Origin of the sequence: Bacillus sp. FSL M8-0166, from assembly GCF_038008825.1 — a bacterium.
In the GTDB taxonomy this organism is placed as follows: domain Bacteria; phylum Bacillota; class Bacilli; order Bacillales; family Bacillaceae; genus Bacillus; species Bacillus safensis.
Genome location: NZ_JBBOZZ010000001.1, coordinates 1969761 through 1988200 on the forward strand (window position 1 = coordinate 1969761; position 18440 = coordinate 1988200).

At 39.1% G+C, this 18440-nt stretch carries 17 protein-coding genes and 1 other annotated feature; of the genes, 4 read left to right on the plus strand and 13 right to left on the minus strand.

The window, feature by feature from the left end; translation table 11 throughout:
- Positions 1–164: 164 nt before the first annotated feature.
- The 11 genes from thrS to NSS92_RS10490 form a co-directional block, all read right to left on the minus strand.
- Positions 165–2087 (minus strand): threonine--tRNA ligase, encoded by a 1923-nt coding sequence (gene thrS / locus NSS92_RS10440; protein ID WP_340867726.1) that lies wholly within the window; start codon positions 2085–2087, stop codon positions 165–167.
- Positions 2088–2139: 52 nt separating this feature from the next.
- Positions 2140–2362 (minus strand) — a binding site (T-box leader).
- A gap of 451 nt (positions 2363–2813) precedes the next feature.
- Positions 2814–3572 carry an HNH endonuclease gene (locus tag NSS92_RS10445; protein WP_267588006.1) on the minus strand — a complete coding sequence of 253 codons (759 nt, stop codon included), beginning with the start codon at positions 3570–3572 and terminating at the stop codon, positions 2814–2816.
- 253 nt (positions 3573–3825) lie between these two features.
- On the minus strand, positions 3826–4650 hold the full coding sequence (locus NSS92_RS10450; RefSeq protein ID WP_340867729.1) for a DNA alkylation repair protein: 825 nt from the start codon (positions 4648–4650) through the stop codon (positions 3826–3828).
- A gap of 187 nt (positions 4651–4837) precedes the next feature.
- The gene (locus tag NSS92_RS10455) at positions 4838–6025 is read right to left on the minus strand and encodes an MFS transporter (protein WP_340867732.1); all 1188 of its coding nucleotides are present in this window, start codon (positions 6023–6025) and stop codon (positions 4838–4840) included.
- A 26-nt stretch (positions 6026–6051) separates the two neighbouring features.
- The gene (locus NSS92_RS10460; RefSeq protein ID WP_340867734.1) at positions 6052–6879 is read right to left on the minus strand and encodes a MerR family transcriptional regulator; all 828 of its coding nucleotides are present in this window, start codon (positions 6877–6879) and stop codon (positions 6052–6054) included.
- A gap of 283 nt (positions 6880–7162) precedes the next feature.
- Positions 7163–7675 carry a hypothetical protein gene (locus NSS92_RS10465; protein ID WP_340867737.1) on the minus strand — a complete coding sequence of 171 codons (513 nt, stop codon included), beginning with the start codon at positions 7673–7675 and terminating at the stop codon, positions 7163–7165.
- 16 nt (positions 7676–7691) lie between these two features.
- On the minus strand, positions 7692–8882 hold the full coding sequence (locus NSS92_RS10470) for a hypothetical protein (RefSeq protein ID WP_340867739.1): 1191 nt from the start codon (positions 8880–8882) through the stop codon (positions 7692–7694).
- Between the two features lie 20 nt (positions 8883–8902).
- Positions 8903–9844 carry a S8 family peptidase gene (locus tag NSS92_RS10475; protein ID WP_340867741.1) on the minus strand — a complete coding sequence of 314 codons (942 nt, stop codon included), beginning with the start codon at positions 9842–9844 and terminating at the stop codon, positions 8903–8905.
- Between the two features lie 267 nt (positions 9845–10111).
- Positions 10112–10522, minus strand: coding sequence for a DUF6508 domain-containing protein (locus NSS92_RS10480; RefSeq protein WP_340867743.1), 411 nt, complete (start codon positions 10520–10522; stop codon positions 10112–10114).
- A 134-nt stretch (positions 10523–10656) separates the two neighbouring features.
- Complete coding sequence (gene rlmD / locus NSS92_RS10485; protein WP_340867745.1) at positions 10657–12042, minus strand: 23S rRNA (uracil(1939)-C(5))-methyltransferase RlmD; 1386 nt, start codon at positions 12040–12042, stop codon at positions 10657–10659.
- Positions 12043–12144: 102 nt separating this feature from the next.
- The gene (locus NSS92_RS10490; protein ID WP_340867747.1) at positions 12145–13014 is read right to left on the minus strand and encodes a DNA-3-methyladenine glycosylase family protein; all 870 of its coding nucleotides are present in this window, start codon (positions 13012–13014) and stop codon (positions 12145–12147) included.
- Between the two features lie 434 nt (positions 13015–13448).
- On the opposite strand from NSS92_RS10490, the gene NSS92_RS10495 reads away from it, so the two are divergent.
- Positions 13449–13961, plus strand: a complete 513-nt coding sequence (locus tag NSS92_RS10495) for a stress protein (protein WP_111291933.1) — start codon at positions 13449–13451, stop codon at positions 13959–13961.
- 133 nt (positions 13962–14094) lie between these two features.
- Positions 14095–15054, plus strand: a complete 960-nt coding sequence (gene corA, locus NSS92_RS10500) for a magnesium/cobalt transporter CorA (protein WP_340867751.1) — start codon at positions 14095–14097, stop codon at positions 15052–15054.
- A 96-nt stretch (positions 15055–15150) separates the two neighbouring features.
- Here corA and pdaA read toward each other — a convergent pair whose 3' ends face one another.
- Both pdaA and NSS92_RS10510 read right to left on the minus strand, forming a co-directional pair.
- Complete coding sequence (pdaA, locus tag NSS92_RS10505) at positions 15151–15942, minus strand: delta-lactam-biosynthetic de-N-acetylase (RefSeq protein ID WP_340867753.1); 792 nt, start codon at positions 15940–15942, stop codon at positions 15151–15153.
- Positions 15943–16043: 101 nt separating this feature from the next.
- Positions 16044–16235, minus strand: a complete 192-nt coding sequence (locus tag NSS92_RS10510) for an SE1561 family protein (protein ID WP_012009274.1) — start codon at positions 16233–16235, stop codon at positions 16044–16046.
- 146 nt (positions 16236–16381) lie between these two features.
- Between NSS92_RS10510 and yfkAB the strand changes: the two genes are divergently transcribed.
- Positions 16382–17503 carry a radical SAM/CxCxxxxC motif protein YfkAB gene (gene yfkAB, locus NSS92_RS10515; RefSeq protein WP_340867755.1) on the plus strand — a complete coding sequence of 374 codons (1122 nt, stop codon included), beginning with the start codon at positions 16382–16384 and terminating at the stop codon, positions 17501–17503.
- Positions 17504–17510: 7 nt separating this feature from the next.
- The gene (locus NSS92_RS10520; RefSeq protein WP_340867757.1) at positions 17511–18347 is read left to right on the plus strand and encodes a mechanosensitive ion channel family protein; all 837 of its coding nucleotides are present in this window, start codon (positions 17511–17513) and stop codon (positions 18345–18347) included.
- Positions 18348–18440: the final 93 nt, after the last annotated feature.

The following is an 18440-nucleotide window of genomic DNA, read 5'->3' on the forward strand; positions in this document are numbered from 1 at the left end:
CTCTCCGTTATAAATGTTTCTGTTGAACGCTCTATCTTTATTACGATTTTACAGAAAAAATGTTTCAATATTTTCCCTTTCTACTGTCAATTCGGCTCTTTTCGCAAATGAAAAGACGCCCATCATTCAATGAACGTCTTATCCTTCTTCATAAAATCAGCACATCATATTTGAGCAGCCAATCTGTCTTTTATTTGCTGAGCTGCCAAGTGTTTAAAGTCCTCAATAGACAGCTCCTTTGACGTCTTTTCTCCGTGCTGTCTGATATTTAGTGATTTTTCCTGCATTTCTTTATCGCCGATGACCGCGATATAAGGGATTTTTTGCATTTGTGCTTCTCTCATTTTATAGCCAAGTTTTTCATCCCGCTCATCGATTGTGGCTCTTATTCCGATACTTCTTAATTGCTGCTGCACCTCTAAGCAGTGATCAAGGTGGACAGTTGAGACAGGGATGATTTGTACTTGTACTGGTGCTAGCCATAATGGGAAAGCGCCCGCAAAATGCTCGATGAGAATGCCAAGGAAACGATCTAGAGAACCAAAAATGGCACTGTGAATCACAACTGGCCGTACCTTTTCATTTTTTTCGTTAATATATGTTAAATCAAATTTCTCAGGCATTTGGAAATCCAGCTGAATTGTGGCGCACTGATGGCTCCGCTGCAAGGCATCTTTGATATGAAAATCGATTTTCGGACCATAAAATGCCCCATCTCCTTCATTTAGCTGATAGTCGACATTGAGACGATCAAGCACATTTTTTAGCGCTGTTTCGGATATATCCCAAATGGCGTCATCCCCTAAGGCTTTTTCTGGACGAGTGGATAGCTCGACTGAATACTCAAACCCAAATGTCCGATACACATGATCAACTAATTGAAAAATCCGTTTGATTTCAGCTTCAATTTGATCTTCTCTTAAAAAAATATGGGCATCATCTTGGCAAAATGTTCTGACCCTGAACAATCCATTTAACGCTCCGCTAAATTCATGACGATGCACCTGACCAAACTCAGCCATTCTGATCGGAAGGTCTCTGTATGAATCTAAGCTGTTTTTGAACATGAGCATATGCCCTGGACAGTTCATCGGTTTTAAAGCAAAGCTTGTATGGTCTACTTCTGAGAAATACATATTTTCATGATAATGATCCCAGTGCCCTGACTTTTCCCAAAGCTCTTGGTTCATCATAAACGGTGTACTCACTTCTTCATATTGCGCTTTGCCTCGCACTTCTCTTGAAAAAGCCATTAATTCATTTCTGACAATTTGACCTTTTGGTAAATAAAACGGCATACCTGGCGCTTCTTCTGAAAACATAAAGAGAGATAACTGTTTCCCTAATTTCCGATGATCACGTTTATTTGCTTCTTCCATGAAATGAAGATAATCAGCTAGATGTTTTGGGTGTTGAAACGCAACACCATACACTCGCTGCAAGACATCCTGATGACTGTCTCCCCGCCAATAAGCCCCTGCAACCCGTGTTAATTTAAATGACTTTAAGTACCCTGTAGAAGGTACATGCGGTCCGCGGCACAAGTCGATAAATTCTCCTTGCTGATAAACCGTGATGGCTTCTTGAGAGGGTAAATTTTTTAAAATATCCAGCTTATATGGATCATGTGCAAACAGCGCTTCAGCTTCTTTGTAAGAGACCTCTTTTCTTTGGATCAGATGATTCTCTTTTATGATGTTTTTCATCTCTTTTTCAATTTCTGACAAATCCTCTACACTTAATGTTTGATTGAGCTTCATATCATAGTAAAATCCATTTTCAATGACAGGTCCGATCCCCAGTGTGACATTGTCATATAACCTTTTCACAGCCTGGGCTAATACGTGTGCAGATGTATGGCGCATCACTTCAAGCCCTTCTTTTGAATCAAGTGTGACAATAGACAGCCGAGCATCGCTGTATAGCTGTTCACTTAAATCAACCATTTGATCATTGATCCTACCTGCCACTGCTTTTTTTCTTAAGCTCGGACTAATATGGGAGGCAACATCTGCGACAGTCGTACCTGCGAGAAACTCCTTTATCTTTCCATCCGGAAATTGAATCTTCACCATGTTTTCTCTCATGATTGACACACCTTTCATATTTTTTGAAATAAAAAAACACACCCATCCCGCGTAAAGGGACGAATGTGTGATCCGTGGTTCCACCCAAATTCCCATAATGCGTATTCGCTTTATGGCTCTGGTGCCGTAACGTGGCATTGACGGTATTGGATACTATGTTTTCCCCAATACAGCTCAAAGGTGGTAAGACAGCATTTCTGCGTTAGGAAGATTTCAGCGTGACTTCCCTCTCTGGTAACCGTAAAAGCTGCTCATGTCCTTTTCAAAGCAATGATCATATATGAGTGTACAAAAAAACACACCCATCCCTCATAGAGGGACGAATGTGTGATCAGTGGTTCCACCCAAATTCCCATAACGCGTATTCGCTTTATGGCTCTGGTGCCGTAACGTGGCATTGACGATATTGGATACTATGATTTCCCCAATACAGCTCAAAGGTGGTAAGACAATTTTCCTGTGTTAGGAAGATTTCAGCGTGACTTCCCTCTCTGGTAACCAGTAAAAATGGCTCATGTCCTTTTCTTCGCTTTTAATTTCTCCATATCTTACATGATGATGATGGATTATGTAAAGGATTATTTTGTGCAGAGCTATTGAAATTCATTCTTTAAAATGACATTTTGAGTGATTTTACTTAGGCTATAATCAATTTGTCCTAAATACTCAATTAGCATCCTAATTTGGGTAGTAATCTTAAGCCAGCCATAATTCCCTTAGATTTTCTCAATCCTGATAATACGTGTATAGCTGTGAAATTTCTATATCAATTCCACCTTTAAGAAGTCTCTCTCTCCTACTGTGAAATAGTTTATCTAATATTTCTTTCTTGTCCTCAAATCGTCCATAATGGATTTTCTTATGACAGACTAAACAAATTGAAACAATATTAGCATGGATGTCTAAACTGTGATCAAATTGATCCTGATATTGCATTGGTATCAAATGGTGAGCCTCTACATAATTCTCTCCATTAAACTTAGAAATAAAGTGCTTATGCTGATTATCAAACTCACATAAATAATGTGCATCAGCTACAGCCCCAACTGCATATTTAGGATTTCTACTCCATACCTTTCTATTTTTCACTAACCTATGTTTAGGCTTATCATTTGGTTTATCCTCAATATCAGCTCTGCTGACATCAGCAGGATTTCCTATTAGGTACTTTTCAAACTGCAGCTCCTCTTTGAACAGCTCTGCCTGTAACTCAGAATCATAATAATACTCAATGTATTTTTTTAAATGCTTTAAAGCTACACTATACATCCTGTGTCCTTTTTCATTTTTCTTTTTAAACTCAGAATTACTAAGAATTTCATCAATAAAGGCAGCATCAGTTAAAGTAAATAAATTCATACTCTGTAATCCATAGTCTTCTAATTCTGAGGATATTGTGCCGATCGCTTTAGAGTATCTTCCAATAGAGTATGGTTTTATATTTGCATAAGTTCTCAACCATTCAGCAAAAGTATCTTGATTCATCAATGGTACTACTCACTCTCTCTGTATATTGTTTTCTTTATAGATAGATATTATTTCTAGTGTTAGTCAGAAGAATTAATATGCTCTATTGAATTATGTATTACAAAAGCAATATTTGACTCAAACAAAACGAAATTTGTACCATTCTGAAGAATAGTACTTCTGAATAATAAACCTGCAAATCTCTAAGAATTTCTCCTGAATCATTTAGATAAAAATCCCTCAAAAAAGGAAATTAAGTTCATGTTCTTTTTCACAAATTCCCCTTCACAATCGTTCTCTTGGCTTTTTTAACAATTCTGCTAGTCGCTTTTGTATCAGAATCCTTTGACCACTGTTCACACAGGTTTCTTACCCAATTCGGCTGTGTTTTACTAGCGTCATTCAGCCAGTTTCCTACAGAATCTTGAACATATGTTGATGGATCAGATTTGAGGTGATCTAGAATAGGCAGTGCCCTCTCTGGTTCCTGTTTTAATAACTCAATATGCTTTGTCCATACACCTCTTGGACGGATCGACTCTACAGAGAACCGGCGAATATTTTCATCCTCGCTTTTTGCCCATTCTGTTAAATATTCTATACTTTGATCGAGCTGATCACTTAAACTTTCTCTCACTGACATCCAAGCAATTTCGCGAACACCAAAATGATGATCAGCTGCAAATGGCTGAATGTACGCTAGTTTCTCTTCCAAAGAGGATGAACGCTGCTTGTTCATATAAGCAGCCCAGCAGCGAACGCTATCAGATATGTGACGACTGCACGCCTGTATGACTTCCACTCGTTTTTCCTCATTTTCTTCCTGCAGCACTTCATCTAACAAATGACCTATGAGACGAATTGCTTTCATGCCTGACTCAGATTTATGTTTGGCAACTTCAGATGAAACATAGTCCAAATGATCGTCTAAGCCAAGGGACGGCAGGACATGCTGTAATAGCGTCATATGATTGACCGCCAGCCATTCAGTTAAATTTACACTCTCTATCTCCCCTTGATTCAAAAGGATCAAGACGTCATGAGGAATGTCACTCCCTTTTCGAGCGCCTTTCCGATTGATGATCTCCTCAGGCATTATGTATTCTCTCCTGTCTAGTAGTACTTTTTCGGCTTTCATTTTTGGAGTAATTTGTTATTAACCCTTAAAAACCTTTGGATATTCACTCCTATTGTAGCAAATAAACTCCCTCAACTGGTGCATTCTTCAAATCAAAAAGGAACTACCTGAGATAAGTAGTTCCCACAATAAAAAACTGAATATGTTACCTTCCTTGCTCCATCACCTTCAAACTCTTCTGCTGAGAGATTCTGTCAAACGCCACCATCAAGATGGTCATGAGTAAAGCGAGAAGAACCGTTCCAGCGCTGATCCAGCTCAGATTCAATATAGATGTCCTGCTCAATACAAGCCCTCCTAAACCCGAGCCTAAAGCAAATCCGAATTGAATAAATGATGTATTGACACTTAATGCGATATCAGGAGATTTGGGTACAAGTGTGACGAGATACAGCTGCTGAGCTGGCGATGTGCTCCATGTAGCAATCATCCATATCATGATAACCGCCACCATGACCACGAGATTCCCTGTCACAAATGCTAGCAGCATAAGCATGATGATTTGTAGAATAATTCCGGAGATAATCGTGAATGTTGGGCCTTTTTTATCTGCTGCAACCCCTCCAAGGCTGGAGCCCAAAAAGCTGCATATTCCCGCTAGTAATAAAATGCCACTGATTTCTGTGATGCTAAGGTTTGCTGATTCTTGCAGGAAGGGCGTTAAATAGGTAAATAAAGTGGAATATCCGCCTACATAAAAGAGTGTAACTGCCACCGCAAGCAAAATTCTTTTATCTTTTAATATCGATAATTGCATACCTAGCGTCACCGGTTCTTGTTCTTTCATAGAAGGGATGCGCCTATACACAACTATCAGCGGAATGAGCGTGATCAAGCCAATGGCTGCGAATAATGCTTTCCATCCGATCATGCTGCTTAGAAATGTCCCGATGGGCACACCTAAAACCAAGGAACTGCTTAATCCCATTAAAATGATGCCAATCGCTGTTCCTCTTTTTTCTCGTTCGACAAGACGTGTGGCCACAGCCATTGCCACTACAATGGCCGTCCCTCCACTAATTCCTTGTAAAACCCTTGTCATCAGCACCATTTCAAACGAATGGCTGACACTTGTGATGATATTACTTAAAGTAAAAATGATCAGCATCCATGATAATATTTTTCTGCGATCGATATTGATGGTTAGTGCAATGACAATCGGTGCGCCGATTGCTGCTGAGAGCGCTAATGATGTGACCAATAAACCAGCAGCTGACGTCGTGACCTGTAAATCATCTGCGACCATCTGGATAATGCCTGTAATGATATATTCAATCGTTCCAATTAAAAAGGCTGCTAAAGCAAGTAAATAGACAACGGCTTTATTTTTCATCGTGACGTTTCTCCTTTGGGCAATGTTTACGATTTGACTTCATTTTTTATAGGAATTTGAATTTCAATGAGTCTTCCTTCTTCATTTTCAGACAATGGGTAATAAATCTCTCTGCCCGGCTGATCTTCTTTCACGCGGTATCCGTTATTTTCGATCCATGTCGCTAGGTCAACACAAGCAGTTTGTGCGAATGGAGAATCTGAATGAAATAAGAGCGTCGCCATGGTTTCTTCAGCCGGTAACGTACGTATCGTGATGCCCTTAGGCAGAGAGCCTCTTAACGTTTTCGCGGTATACCCAACCTCAAATTCGAACTCACTTTCTTGAGCAGGTGATTCCCTCCACAGCACAATTTGCGGCTCAGAGTTCAATTCTTGCGGATGTTTATGTAACAAATGATGAAACGTTTGAAAGAATGTTGGAATTTCGTCAACAGTTCCATGGGATTGAAAAGACATGATGCGTTTGCTTTCAACCGATTTGATGATGACCTCTTGTTCTTTTTCAACACACCCCTCTCGTTTGATGAGGTGCATCCGCTCCTTAATACGGGCTAATTTCTGTTGTTCTCTCTCGATCAATTGCTGAATCTCACTCTCTTTCAAGAGAAACATGCCCTGAATCTGCTCTACCGAAATATCTTCACGAAGAAGCTGACCCATTTGCTTTAACGTAAAGCCCAATTCCTTATACAGAAAAATTCGATTGACCTCAAGCAGCTGCTCAGCTGAATAATACCGATATCCCGAATCTTGATCGATCTGCTTAGGCTTTAATAAATCAATTTGGTCATAATACCTTAAAGTTTTGACAGGGACTTTACTTAACATAGAAAAATCACCGATTTTGAACATCCTGCATCTCCTCCGTTCTGTTGATCTGATCAAAGTATAAACCTTTCAGTAAAGGGGAAAGTCAATAGGAGAATTTAATATTCAATCGTATTATCATTAGATTAAGTTGAAGAATGTAGACTCCAACTTCGCATTCATCATCTATTAAGCATTCAGTCACCATGAAATAACTGCTGTTACGCAAAAAAACCTAGATTTCTTAAAATCTAGGTTTTGCTAATTTTTTGATTCTGATTCCATGTACACAATTTGAGTTACTTTGTAAATTTACATCTATTATCGATTAAAGTTTTTCTAACAGTCCCATCTGTTCAACAATCTTTATATCATTCATAAATCGTTGTAAACTTACTTTATGCTCTTTTTTTTGTAAATCTGTTGAATAACCTAAGCATATATTAAAAATACTATCTAACCTTTCTCCATCTCCACTATAAAAATAATTCGTCAATACTCCATTATTTTCACTTGCAGGAACCACAACTGTAGCCATCTCTAATACATATTCTATATCTTCTTTAGAAATCGTTCGATCTTTTTTCTTAGCACTCATGAATTCATGACTATGAATAGAACGAATCCTACCTTCAAGTAAATTGAGTATAGACTTCTTATAAATGACATACACACTGTGAATATGACTTTTATCAGGACAATAGGGATCTTGTAAAATGAATTTTATACGTTCATCTTCTTTTTCAATTTTTATTGCATCAAGTTCATATAATAAAATTTTATCAATTTCTTCTATTTTCATAGGAGGATAAGCCTCAGTTAAATTTGTTTTACTTTTCATTTGATCACCTCATTTTTCACCAAACTTTACCACTTCCGTAAAATGCATGAGATTTTAATTCATAAGGATGATAATGTGTGAATGTACGTTTTCCTTTAGAAGCTTTAGGCGGCTTATGTGCCTTATTATATCTATATCGCCCTGTGGGAGAGGCCCCTTTTGCAATAAGTCGTGCATTTACTGATCCGATACTCCAAGTATCTAAATGGCGTTTCAAACGAGAAATTGCCTTCTTCTTAGATCTACCAGGTCCCACCCATAAACCTATTGAATTTGATGTTCTCATGGCTTCATAATGAACATATCTTTTATTTTTTGTATTGTTATTAGCTACCTTTCCAGCTACCCATAACGCTCCAGATTTAAGTGATAATAAACCTTGAGCAGCAAAATATATCAGTGTAGCAAGTCCGACACTTATAGCTAAAGCTTCAAGCATACTTACAGTTACTACTGCTCCTAAAGCAGGAATCCAAAAAACAGATGTTTTAAATTCCTCATCATTTAATTCAACATCTACTTTTTCATTTGTTTCTAGGTTTTTCATAGTTGCACTAAATGAATCCTCTAATAGAGTATCTAATTTAATTTCATACTCTGTTAACTTACCATTATCAGTTTCTGAAGAAATATTTATTACATTGTCCCCAATTTCGAACCCAAAGCCTAAAACAAATTCTTCATTAGATTCATTTTTCCCTTTTATTTGAACTATGACGTCACTGCTATCAATAAGACTATCTTTTTTATCTTCTTGCTCAAAATCCAATTGTTCTTTCATTTCTTCAATACTTTTCAGATCTTCTTCTTCTTCTTCTTCACTAAATATTAATTCTTCTAACTCTTCAAAATCTTCTTCTGAAATTTTAGACATTTCTTTTTCTTTTTTCTTTAAATACTCCTTATCTATATCTAATTCTTCTTGATTTTGACTAACTAATTCATCAAATGGTTTTTTAAGGACTCCTTCAAATTTCTCCTCATATATGTCTTCCAAATCTCTTTCTAAATTTTTAGTTTGTACTTCCATAGGGGTTAACATATTAACTTCGACATCTTCTAAACCTGAATCCTCCAATTCATTAACCAATTTCTTTTTTACTAATTCCAATGACTCACTATCAGTTAATTGCTCAGCGTTTGTTAGAGGTACATGAAGACTAAGTATTAAGGACACTATTATTATTTTAATTAACATTTTTTTCATATGTACTTTTCTCCCTGCTATTATCTATAACTTTCTTGAACAAAATAGTATTTTGATCCATTGCTTAATTTGATAACTTTAGAGTTTTCCTCTAGAATATTTAAGATTTCATCGTGTTTCATCTTATAATGATTTGAATTTTGAGATAATAAGTTTGAAACTATTCCTGTTACAAAAGCAGTTGCAGATGAAGTATGACTTAAAAAACCAAATCTATTTTTTGGAAATGTAGTCAAAATATCCAGACCTGGACCTACAATATCGACGTTTTTAATAGTTGTACCTGAAACTTGATTATATTCATGATTCACTGCCCCAACAGAAATTACATTAGGCTGATTAGCTGGGAATTGAATGTGATTATTAAAACTATTTCCAGCTGCTGAAATAATTATTATTTTTTTGTTTACAGCTTCAATAATTAAGTTTTCTAATTCAACGCTAGCCTTTGATGTACCTGCACTAAAATTAATAATATCTACATTTTGATCTATAGCCCATCTCAATGCTCTCTCTATTACTTCTATATTACTAGTACCTTTTTCAAAAGCTTTAATTGAATATATCTCCAATCTGTTAGATCCTACTACTCCTCTAATTCCTGTTCCATTATTTTTTGCTCCGATAATGCCTGCTACCCCAGTTCCATGACCAGTATCATCCACAATGCTTTCATTAGGTTTGATAGCATTGAATTCTTTAGTTACTATACCTTTTAATTCTTGATGAGATTTATCAATTCCAGAGTCTATAATTGCTATTTTGATCCGTCTTTTATAAACTTTTTCATGCTTAATATTTAATGATTTATACCCCCAACTTTCTATTTGCTTTTTTGTTAAATTCGGTATTTGCTGTTCTTTTTCCCATTCTTGAATTTCACTACTTTTTGGATTGACAATTAAAAAACTCACATAAATCACGACCAAAGATAAAAAGAGAAGCAAAACGAATTTTTTCATTATTACTTATACATTCCTTTTTAGTAATCTAATACTTTTAATTCAAACAATAAGATAGTAACTTAGTCTCCTATATATGTCAACTATATATCAATTAACCAACATTTATCCAATAGATAATTTTAGAATAGGAAAACAATTTTTCATAATCATGAAATCAAAAACTTCAACGTTACTTGAACCTATATCGTATTCTGTATTATATGTTTTTAAAGCTCTCTTAATCTGCGTACTCTCATTTTCTTCCACTTCAAAACTTAGCCTCTCTTACTCCAAACAATCCAATCTTTCAAGACACTTCAACATGGTTCCACTTTTAAAAGAATTGAATATGGCACCCTCGCAAAACCGCTCAGCTCTCACCACTCCCATGATGAGTGCAAGTACACACTGCACATTTAAATTTGAAATGTCCACATTCTCGATATCGTTCAATCCACCTTCAATGCCATTTTCTTTGAGGATTTCTCTGTAGCGGGTAAGCTCCAGCTCTTGATGTTGTTCTGCAAAGGTATAGACATCTTCGATAAAGCGTTGGACCGTTTCGGAATAATTCACAAAGGGCATCTGGATTGGGCGTTCAGCTGTTCCATCATTTTCTTGATCGATCACCCATTCTCCTATACGATCCTCCTGAAGCATTGGTATGTATTTTGTTAGAATCTCGAATTGACTCATTTCCATCCTCCTATACCTCATTCATATGGTTTACTCTGATCGACACCTATGGATCAGTATATAAAAAATCCGTGATCATCCTACCAGCTAGACACCAGTATTCAAATCACGGACTGTCTTATTCACTTCACTTTTTACACTCTTACCATTGATACAACTGTCTCCACATGCGCCGTATGCGGAAACATATCGACTGGCTGCATGTATTCGATTTTGTAGTCTTTTGACATGTACTCAATGTCTTTTGCTAGTGTGGATGGGTTGCAAGAGACGTAGACAAAGCGTTTTGGTTTGACTTGTTTGACGGTGTCTAAGAAGGTGCGCTCGCAGCCTGTTCTTGGCGGATCGACGACGATGACGTCAGGACGGAAGCCTTCTTTGACCCATTTTGGCAGCCAATGTTCAGCTGTTCCTGTCACATAGGTCGCGTTTTTCATGCCGTGTTTTTTGGCATTTTTCTTAGCATCATCAATCGATTCTTTGATGACATCCATTCCTCGTACTTCTTTGGCGCCATCTGAAAGCCACATCCCAATGGTCCCAACGCCGCAATATGCATCGACAACCTTTTCTTTTCCAGTCAGTTTGGCCGCTTTTTTCGCTTCATCGTAAAGCTTTAGCGTCTGCTTGGGATTCAATTGGAAGAAAGCACGTGCACTCAGTTCAAAGGAGACGTCTCCTAAAAATTCTTGAATGACCATGTTGCCAGCTAGGTGAGATGTCTTATGACCGAAGATGACCGACGTTTTTTCACCATTAATATTGTGCATAATGGACGTCACTTCAGGCAGACGTTTTTGAATGGCTTCGGCGATTTCTTTTTTCTTTGGAAATTCAGGTTTTGATGTGACAAGAACGACTTGTACTTCACCTGTTTCAAAGCCGACACGCACGACAATCGAGCGTACGTCGCCTTTTCTTGTCCGTTCATTGTAGACAGATACGCCGAATTTCTCTAAAATTTTGCGGACAACGCCCGTTGTTTTGTTCGTTTTTGGATGCTGCACGATACATTCCTTGATCGGTACAAGCTTATGAGAATTCAGTCCGTAAAGCCCTGCAATGATGTCTCCGCTGTGAGAACGTCCTACTTGGAACTGACTTTTGTTTCGGTAATGCCACGGGTCTTCCATACCAATCGTTGGCCTAATATCAAGCTTTTCAACCGATAGCTTTGTATGGCGCTCCATTGATTGAATGACAATATCACGCTTTTCATTTAGCTGCTGCTCATACGCCAAATGCTGAAGCTGACAGCCGCCGCACTCTTCGTATACTGGGCATGGCGGTTTGACTCGATGCTCGGAGCGCTTTCGCACTTTTCTCACTGTACCTTCTGCATATTTTGCTTGGACATTCGTTGCTTCAACCACCACTTCCTCACCTGGAAGCGCGCCTGGGACAAAGACCACTTGCTTTTTAAAATAACCGACCCCTTCCCCATTAATGCCAAGGCGTTTAATGGTAAGCGGGAACTGCTGTCCCTTTTGCAAAAGGGCACCTTGCTGTTTTTCTTTCAATTTATTCTCTCCGTTCTATTTAAACCCTTGATAGGTTGTCTTCATTTTATTCCATCTCATTAGTATATCACGTCTTAGACAAAGAGAGAAAATGCCTTTCATTTATTTATCTGTCTCAATGCTTCTCCATAAATATAAAGAAGCGTAGCTTAAATATGGTATCCATTCCTTGCTTAGCGCTGTCATCTCTTCTTTTGTCGGCTTTTCAGGCAGGTCGAAGTGCCGTTTGATTGCGTTTTGAATGCCGATATCTGCCACCGGAAAAAGATTTGGTCTTCCAAGCCCATTCATGAGCACATTTTGAACCGTCCAAGGTCCAATCCCTCTAATCGGAAGCAATCGCTCTTCTACCTCCAGATCAGATAAATCGTGTAATTCCTCCAAACAAAGTGAGCCGCTCACAATTCGTTTCGATACATCGATGACATATTCTGCTTTTCGCTGACTAAATTGAAGCTTTCTCAAATCCTCTGTTTCAAGAGAAGCAATGGTTTCTGGTAAAGGATCAAACCATACACCTTCTATTTGCTCGCCGTACGTATGGACAAATCGTTTCGTGAGCTCGTAAGCAAACGAGAGATTAAGCTGCTGATGAATGATGCATTTCATTAAACAATGATATAAATGAAAATCCAGCATGAGTGGCGTTCCGATATGCTGCTCAAAAATGGGCGCTAGATTGGTTTGAGAAAAATGGTCTTGAATCATGTGTAATTGATGCTCCATGCCAAATATCCGTTTCACCTCAGAAAGAAGGGGTTCCTCAGGACCGTTTGCTCGCACCCGGAACAGAGGCGCATCTTTTGTTCCAGTAGCTTGAACGATGACCACGTACGGTTTTTCCTCTAATCTGATTGGCACTTTGATTTCTCTTTGACTCAAATCGACTGCTTTTAATGGATCACTTGATAAGCGTCTAAGCACTTGATCGAAATGATACGGCGGCTCTACCACCAGCTGTTTTTCCCACATACATGTCCTCTTCCTTTCTGCAAACATACGCAGATGTGATTGTTTCATTTTGCATGAATGATTCTCTAGATTGAATACTTTTAAACATAAAGAGTACAAGAATTTATCAGTTATATCTTCCTTATTTGTGGACATTCTCCTTTTGGATAGACGAAAGTTTTTAGTCGAATTCAGCTAAAATTCGACAGCATCCTTCAACATTTTAGGCTCATTTTCCTTAAATTAGAAATAGAACCTCTGGGTGATATCTTCCATTCTGAAAACATTTGTATAATTATGACATATCAAGGAGGTGAACAAAGAAATTAGCGGATTAGGCAATCATTTGTTTTATCTTGCAGGAACATTTTTACCTCATTGATGACCGGCTTCACTTAGTTTCACATTTTACGAAAAAGAAGACCCAAAATTTAAAAACAAAGGAGATCCGACCAATGAAAAAAACCATTCTTTCTGTTGCCCTTGCCACTGCTGTTTCTTCGACACTGCCAGTATTCGCTGACGCTGCTGAGCCAAAAACTTCAGCACCTGTTTCTACTACACTTCAGCAAACTGTCTTAAACAAAGCTGCTGAAGGTAAAGCTGGCACTACGGCTAGCCCTAATGTTAACGTAAACTTTGATGTTCTTGGGATTGCCAATGCCATTGTAAACGCAGTAAACGCAAATGCAAACCGTTCTGGATTCGTTAAAAGCGTCATGGAAAGCACATTCTACGCTGCTGGCGGCAGATATAACGTCATGGTTTTTAACCTAAGCCAAAACTACGAAGACCGTTTTAACGGTGTAAAAACTTTCGCTACTGCTAATCTTGGTAATGTTGTTTACGGTATTTGGGTATTCGAAAGCGGTACATTTAAAAATAACGGCGATGGCGGCTGGGATAACTGGGCGTTTAGAGGCTGGTTTGACCGCCAAGATAAATTCGTTACGTTCCACCGTCCTTAATTCTCGGTTTTATCCATCAATCATACACGCACATTGAACCGATCTCAAAAATGAGATCGGCTTTTTTTATGAAGAAAACGTATAAGTTCACCGGCGCTGCTTCATGATATAATGCAAGTCTGGAGGGGTGCACATGCTGAGAAAACTTGCAGTGACAAAAAACGGCGACTTGATTGAACATGCAACATTGCAGCAGCTTTCAAGCCCCGATATCGCCTGGTATTGGATTGATTTTTATGCGCCAACGGAAAAGGAAGCAGCGCTTTTAAAGGAATATTTTCAATTCCATCCGCTTGCGATTGAAGATTGCTTCCATTATTTACAGCGGCCCAAGCTTGATTTTTATGAAGGGTATTTATTTTTCGTGCTGCATGCCCTTAATCAAAAAACGCTTCGTTCTGAGGAAGTCGATCTGTTTGTTGGTGAAAACTATATCGTGACCTTTCATTTGAAAGAAGCGCCGTACGTTGAACGTGTGATTCGAAAGCTCAAAGGCTCTGATAAAGCGAGAAACAGCGGACCTGAGCATATTGCCTACATGCTGATTGATGAGCTTGTTGATGATTATTTCCCTATTATTTATCAAATTGAAGACAGGCTGAATGAAATTGAGGATGAAGAAGGGCATAAAACGTATGGCACGTTAATGAACGAAGTATTTGGGATTCGATCAGATTTGCTCAAACTGCGAAGAACGATTATCCCAATGAGGGACCTTTTATATCGTATTGTGAACACGAATATGATGAAAAGCGATCCAAACCGCCATGCTTATTTTAATGATATTTATGATCACCTTTTGAAACTAACCGAGATCGTCGAGTCAAACCGTGACATGACAGCCGATTTACGAGACAGCTATCAGACGCTGAATTCCAACCGGATGAATGCCATTATGATGACATTGACCATTGTGTCGACCATTTTTATTCCACTGACCTTTATTGTTGGGGTGTACGGAATGAACTTTGACAACATGCCTGAATTACATTGGAAATACGGCTATTTTGGCGTGCTGATTTTCATGGGTCTGCTCGTCTCGGGTATGCTTTTGTGGTTTAAACATAAAGGGTGGTTTAGGATTTTTAAATAATGTTTGACTCTTTTTCACGTCATCACCCTCTTTTGTTTCAGCGTAAAATCAGAGAAGGATAATCAAAAAGCCTGCAGGTCTTCTGCAGGCTTCTTTCTATAGCTGAGGCAGATGCCATACTTTTTCAAGCATGAGATCGTCTAGACTTTTAAAGGAATATCCTTGTTTTTTCAGAGCAGTGATGGCATCATCCAGCGCTTCTGCATTGTCTCTTGAGACGGTATGAAGTAAGTAAATGGCACCTGGGTGTGCCTGCTTCATCATTTGATCGTATGCATACTGTTTTCCTTTTTGATGATGGATGTGCCAGTCCACAAACGCCACTGACCAGAAAACAGTTTGGTAGCCGAGCTGTTTTGTTTCATTTAATACCCGTTCACTGAACACACCGCGCGGCGGACGAAGATAGAGGTTATCTTGTTTCCCTGTGATTTTGTACACAGCTTCATTGACACGGTCCAATTCTTCTTTGATTTCTTTTGTACTCTTTGTTGTTAAATCAGGATGGTGATAAGAATGGTTGCCAATGATATGACCTTCCTCTGCCATACGTTTGACAAGCCCCGGCTGGTCCTTTACAAAATGACCTGTCACAAAAAAGGTGCCTGGTACTTGATGTTTTTTCAGCACGTCTAAGATCTTGGGTGTGTACCCATTTTCATAGCCATTGTCGAAGGTAAAATAAATCTCTTTCTTTTTCGTGTTTCCTAAGTAGAAGGCATCATACTTTTTTAAGAGTGCCGTCAATTCTTTGCCCGCATCCGGCGGCCTGTGCTCTTTACTTTTCGCAAATCCCCAGTGGATGGGCTTATTAGACACGGCTCCTGCTTCTGAAAGAGGCATGGAAACAAAAAGCGCACATAAACAGATCAGCATGTATTTTTTCATTTACGTCACTTCCCGGTTTTTCTTCTATTGTGCAGAATAAGACCGAGACTCATACACCGATTCACCTGCCAATTTAAAGAAAAAAGCCCGCATCGCGCGAGCTATTCTTCTTTCCAATCGTTTTTAAACCGTTCATATTTCGCTTCCAGGTCGTCAATCATCTGGATCAGTCTGTCTATATCCTCAACGTCTGTTGATTCGGGATCTAATGAATCAATCACATTCATAAACATATCTAATCGGTTCTTTAAATAATCAACCTGCTGCTCTTTGCTGTCTGCTGCCTTGCCCATCGATACACTCCCTTTAGCTTTTGTTTTTAGCTTATCTTTTTTTCCCTTGTAAATCAATTGCGTCCCCCTTGCGTATAACCGTGATGAGGCTTAAAATTAACTGTTGGCGGGTCCACGTTTGCCTGAATGAAAAGGAGATAGATACCATGAACCAAAAAACAGCACTTCGTCCGATCACACCTGCATACGACCCTTGGGAAGCCTATCTCGATGTGCAGGATTACGGAGAAATGAAGCTGACAAATATTGAATTTACGACAACAACGTTGTGTAACATGAGATGCGAGCATTGTGCGGTCGGCTATACCTTGCAGCCTAAAGACCCGAATGCACTGCCGATTGATTTACTGCTTCGCCGTTTAGATGAAGTTCCGCTTCTGCGCTCCATCAGTATTACAGGCGGAGAGCCGATGCTTTCTCTTAAATCTGTACGGGAATATGTCGTTCCTTTATTAAAGTATGCCCATGAACGCGGTGTCCGTACACAAATCAATTCAAATTTAACCCTTGATTTGGCGCGATATGAAGAAATTATTCCATACTTAGATGTCCTTCACATTTCACATAACTGGGGCACTGTCGAAGAGTTTGCAACAGTCGGTTTTGCCATGATGGATCGAAAACCAACCTTTGAGCAGCGCGAGAAATTATTTAACCGCATGATTGAAAATAGTCAAGCACTTGTCAAAGCGGGCGTAACCGTATCCGCTGAAACCATGCTGAATAAACGCACGCTTCCATATATCGAACACATCCACCGGCAAATCGTCGAGGAAATGAAATGCCAGCGCCACGAAGTTCACCCGATGTATCCAAGTGATTTCGCCAGCGCCCTTGAATCATTGACGCTTCCGCAAATGCGGGATGCGATTCATCAGCTGCTTGATATTCGTGATCAAAACACATGGATGCTGTTTGGCACCCTGCCATTTTATTCATGCAGTACAGATGAAGAAGACCAGCGTCTCCTCAACCGATTGCGCCAGGAGAAAAATATCACGGTACGAAATGACCCTGATGGACGCTCACGGTTGAATGTGAATATTTTTGATGGGAATATTATTGTGACAGACTTTGGCGATACACCGCCGCTTGGAAACATTGCAACTGATACATTGCAATCAGCCTATACACGGTGGATGGACACGAAATTAGCAAAAGAACTGAATTGTCATTGCCCAAGCGTGCAGTGCCTCGGTCCGAATGTTCTAGTGAAAAACAGCTATTATCAAGATGTTGATTTTACTTCTCGTACAGCCAGGGGGTAACCGATAGATGGACGATACATTTCTGACAGTGGTCAAAAACAAATACATTGAAATTCTCCTTGTTGGACTGGTTCTTTGGCTTGCTGTCTTTATGATTAACAAAGCCCTTCAAATTTTCTTTAAACGAACTGAGTTTATAGAGGACAAAAAGAAGAAAACGATCGAGAGCTTGGTCAAATCGGTCACGCAGTACACCGCTTCGATTTGTTTTGTGCTCTATGTCATTTCTCTCTTTTTTCATGACTTTGGGAAAATCCTTGCGGGTGCTGGTGTTGCTGGGATCGTCATCGGTTTTGGCGCCCAGACGCTGATTCGTGATATTTTGGCAGGCATTTTTCTCATCTATGAACGCCAGATTCATAAAGGGGATTATGTGACGGTGAATAACCTCTTTAATGGAACCATTGAAGAGATTGGGCTCCGCTCTCTGCAAATTAGAGAATGGAGCGGCAAGCTGTTAACCATTTCTAACGGGGATATCCGGCAAATCCAAAACTATAACATGCAATATATGCGGATTACGGAATCTGTATTAATTAGTGCGAATCAAAACCCTGATATCGCCTTCCAAGCACTTGAATCAGCATGTGACAATTTAAATCAAATGCATCATGATTTTCTTAAAAAAGATGAATTCCAAAACGCCATTGAACCCTTTCAGGTTCATGGAATTATGGGTCTGAATAAGCTGAATCGCGGGATTGAAATCACAGTAAAGGGAATGGTCGAAGACGAAAAATACTTCGACGCCGCCCTCGCTGTGCGAAAAGAAATGATCAAACAACTTCATCAGCATGATGTCAAATTGCTTGAGGATCTCGCTTATCCCCAGCCTGCAAAATAACCTCATTTATGATGGGGTTATTTTTTTATATCATTGGCTCTTATTTCTTTATTATTAGATGCGTCGAGCTGACTCGGGCTCACAGGAAACAGG

Coding starts and splice junctions, on each gene's coding strand:
- pdaA (WP_340867753.1), bottom strand. CDS start 15,942: ATGAAAAAATACATGCTGATCTGTTTATGTGCGCTTTTTGTTTCCATG.
- NSS92_RS10520 (WP_340867757.1), top strand. CDS start 17,511: ATGGACGATACATTTCTGACAGTGGTCAAAAACAAATACATTGAAATT.
- NSS92_RS10445 (WP_267588006.1), bottom strand. CDS start 3,572: ATGAATCAAGATACTTTTGCTGAATGGTTGAGAACTTATGCAAATATA.
- NSS92_RS10510 (WP_012009274.1), bottom strand. CDS start 16,235: ATGGGCAAGGCAGCAGACAGCAAAGAGCAGCAGGTTGATTATTTAAAG.
- NSS92_RS10465 (WP_340867737.1), bottom strand. CDS start 7,675: ATGAAAAGTAAAACAAATTTAACTGAGGCTTATCCTCCTATGAAAATA.
- thrS (WP_340867726.1), bottom strand. CDS start 2,087: ATGAGAGAAAACATGGTGAAGATTCAATTTCCGGATGGAAAGATAAAG.
- NSS92_RS10495 (WP_111291933.1), top strand. CDS start 13,449: ATGAAAAAAACCATTCTTTCTGTTGCCCTTGCCACTGCTGTTTCTTCG.
- corA (WP_340867751.1), top strand. CDS start 14,095: ATGCTGAGAAAACTTGCAGTGACAAAAAACGGCGACTTGATTGAACAT.
- NSS92_RS10460 (WP_340867734.1), bottom strand. CDS start 6,879: ATGTTCAAAATCGGTGATTTTTCTATGTTAAGTAAAGTCCCTGTCAAA.
- NSS92_RS10475 (WP_340867741.1), bottom strand. CDS start 9,844: ATGAAAAAATTCGTTTTGCTTCTCTTTTTATCTTTGGTCGTGATTTAT.
- NSS92_RS10450 (WP_340867729.1), bottom strand. CDS start 4,650: ATGCCTGAGGAGATCATCAATCGGAAAGGCGCTCGAAAAGGGAGTGAC.
- NSS92_RS10470 (WP_340867739.1), bottom strand. CDS start 8,882: ATGAAAAAAATGTTAATTAAAATAATAATAGTGTCCTTAATACTTAGT.
- NSS92_RS10480 (WP_340867743.1), bottom strand. CDS start 10,522: ATGAGTCAATTCGAGATTCTAACAAAATACATACCAATGCTTCAGGAG.
- yfkAB (WP_340867755.1), top strand. CDS start 16,382: ATGAACCAAAAAACAGCACTTCGTCCGATCACACCTGCATACGACCCT.
- NSS92_RS10490 (WP_340867747.1), bottom strand. CDS start 13,014: ATGTGGGAAAAACAGCTGGTGGTAGAGCCGCCGTATCATTTCGATCAA.
- NSS92_RS10455 (WP_340867732.1), bottom strand. CDS start 6,025: ATGAAAAATAAAGCCGTTGTCTATTTACTTGCTTTAGCAGCCTTTTTA.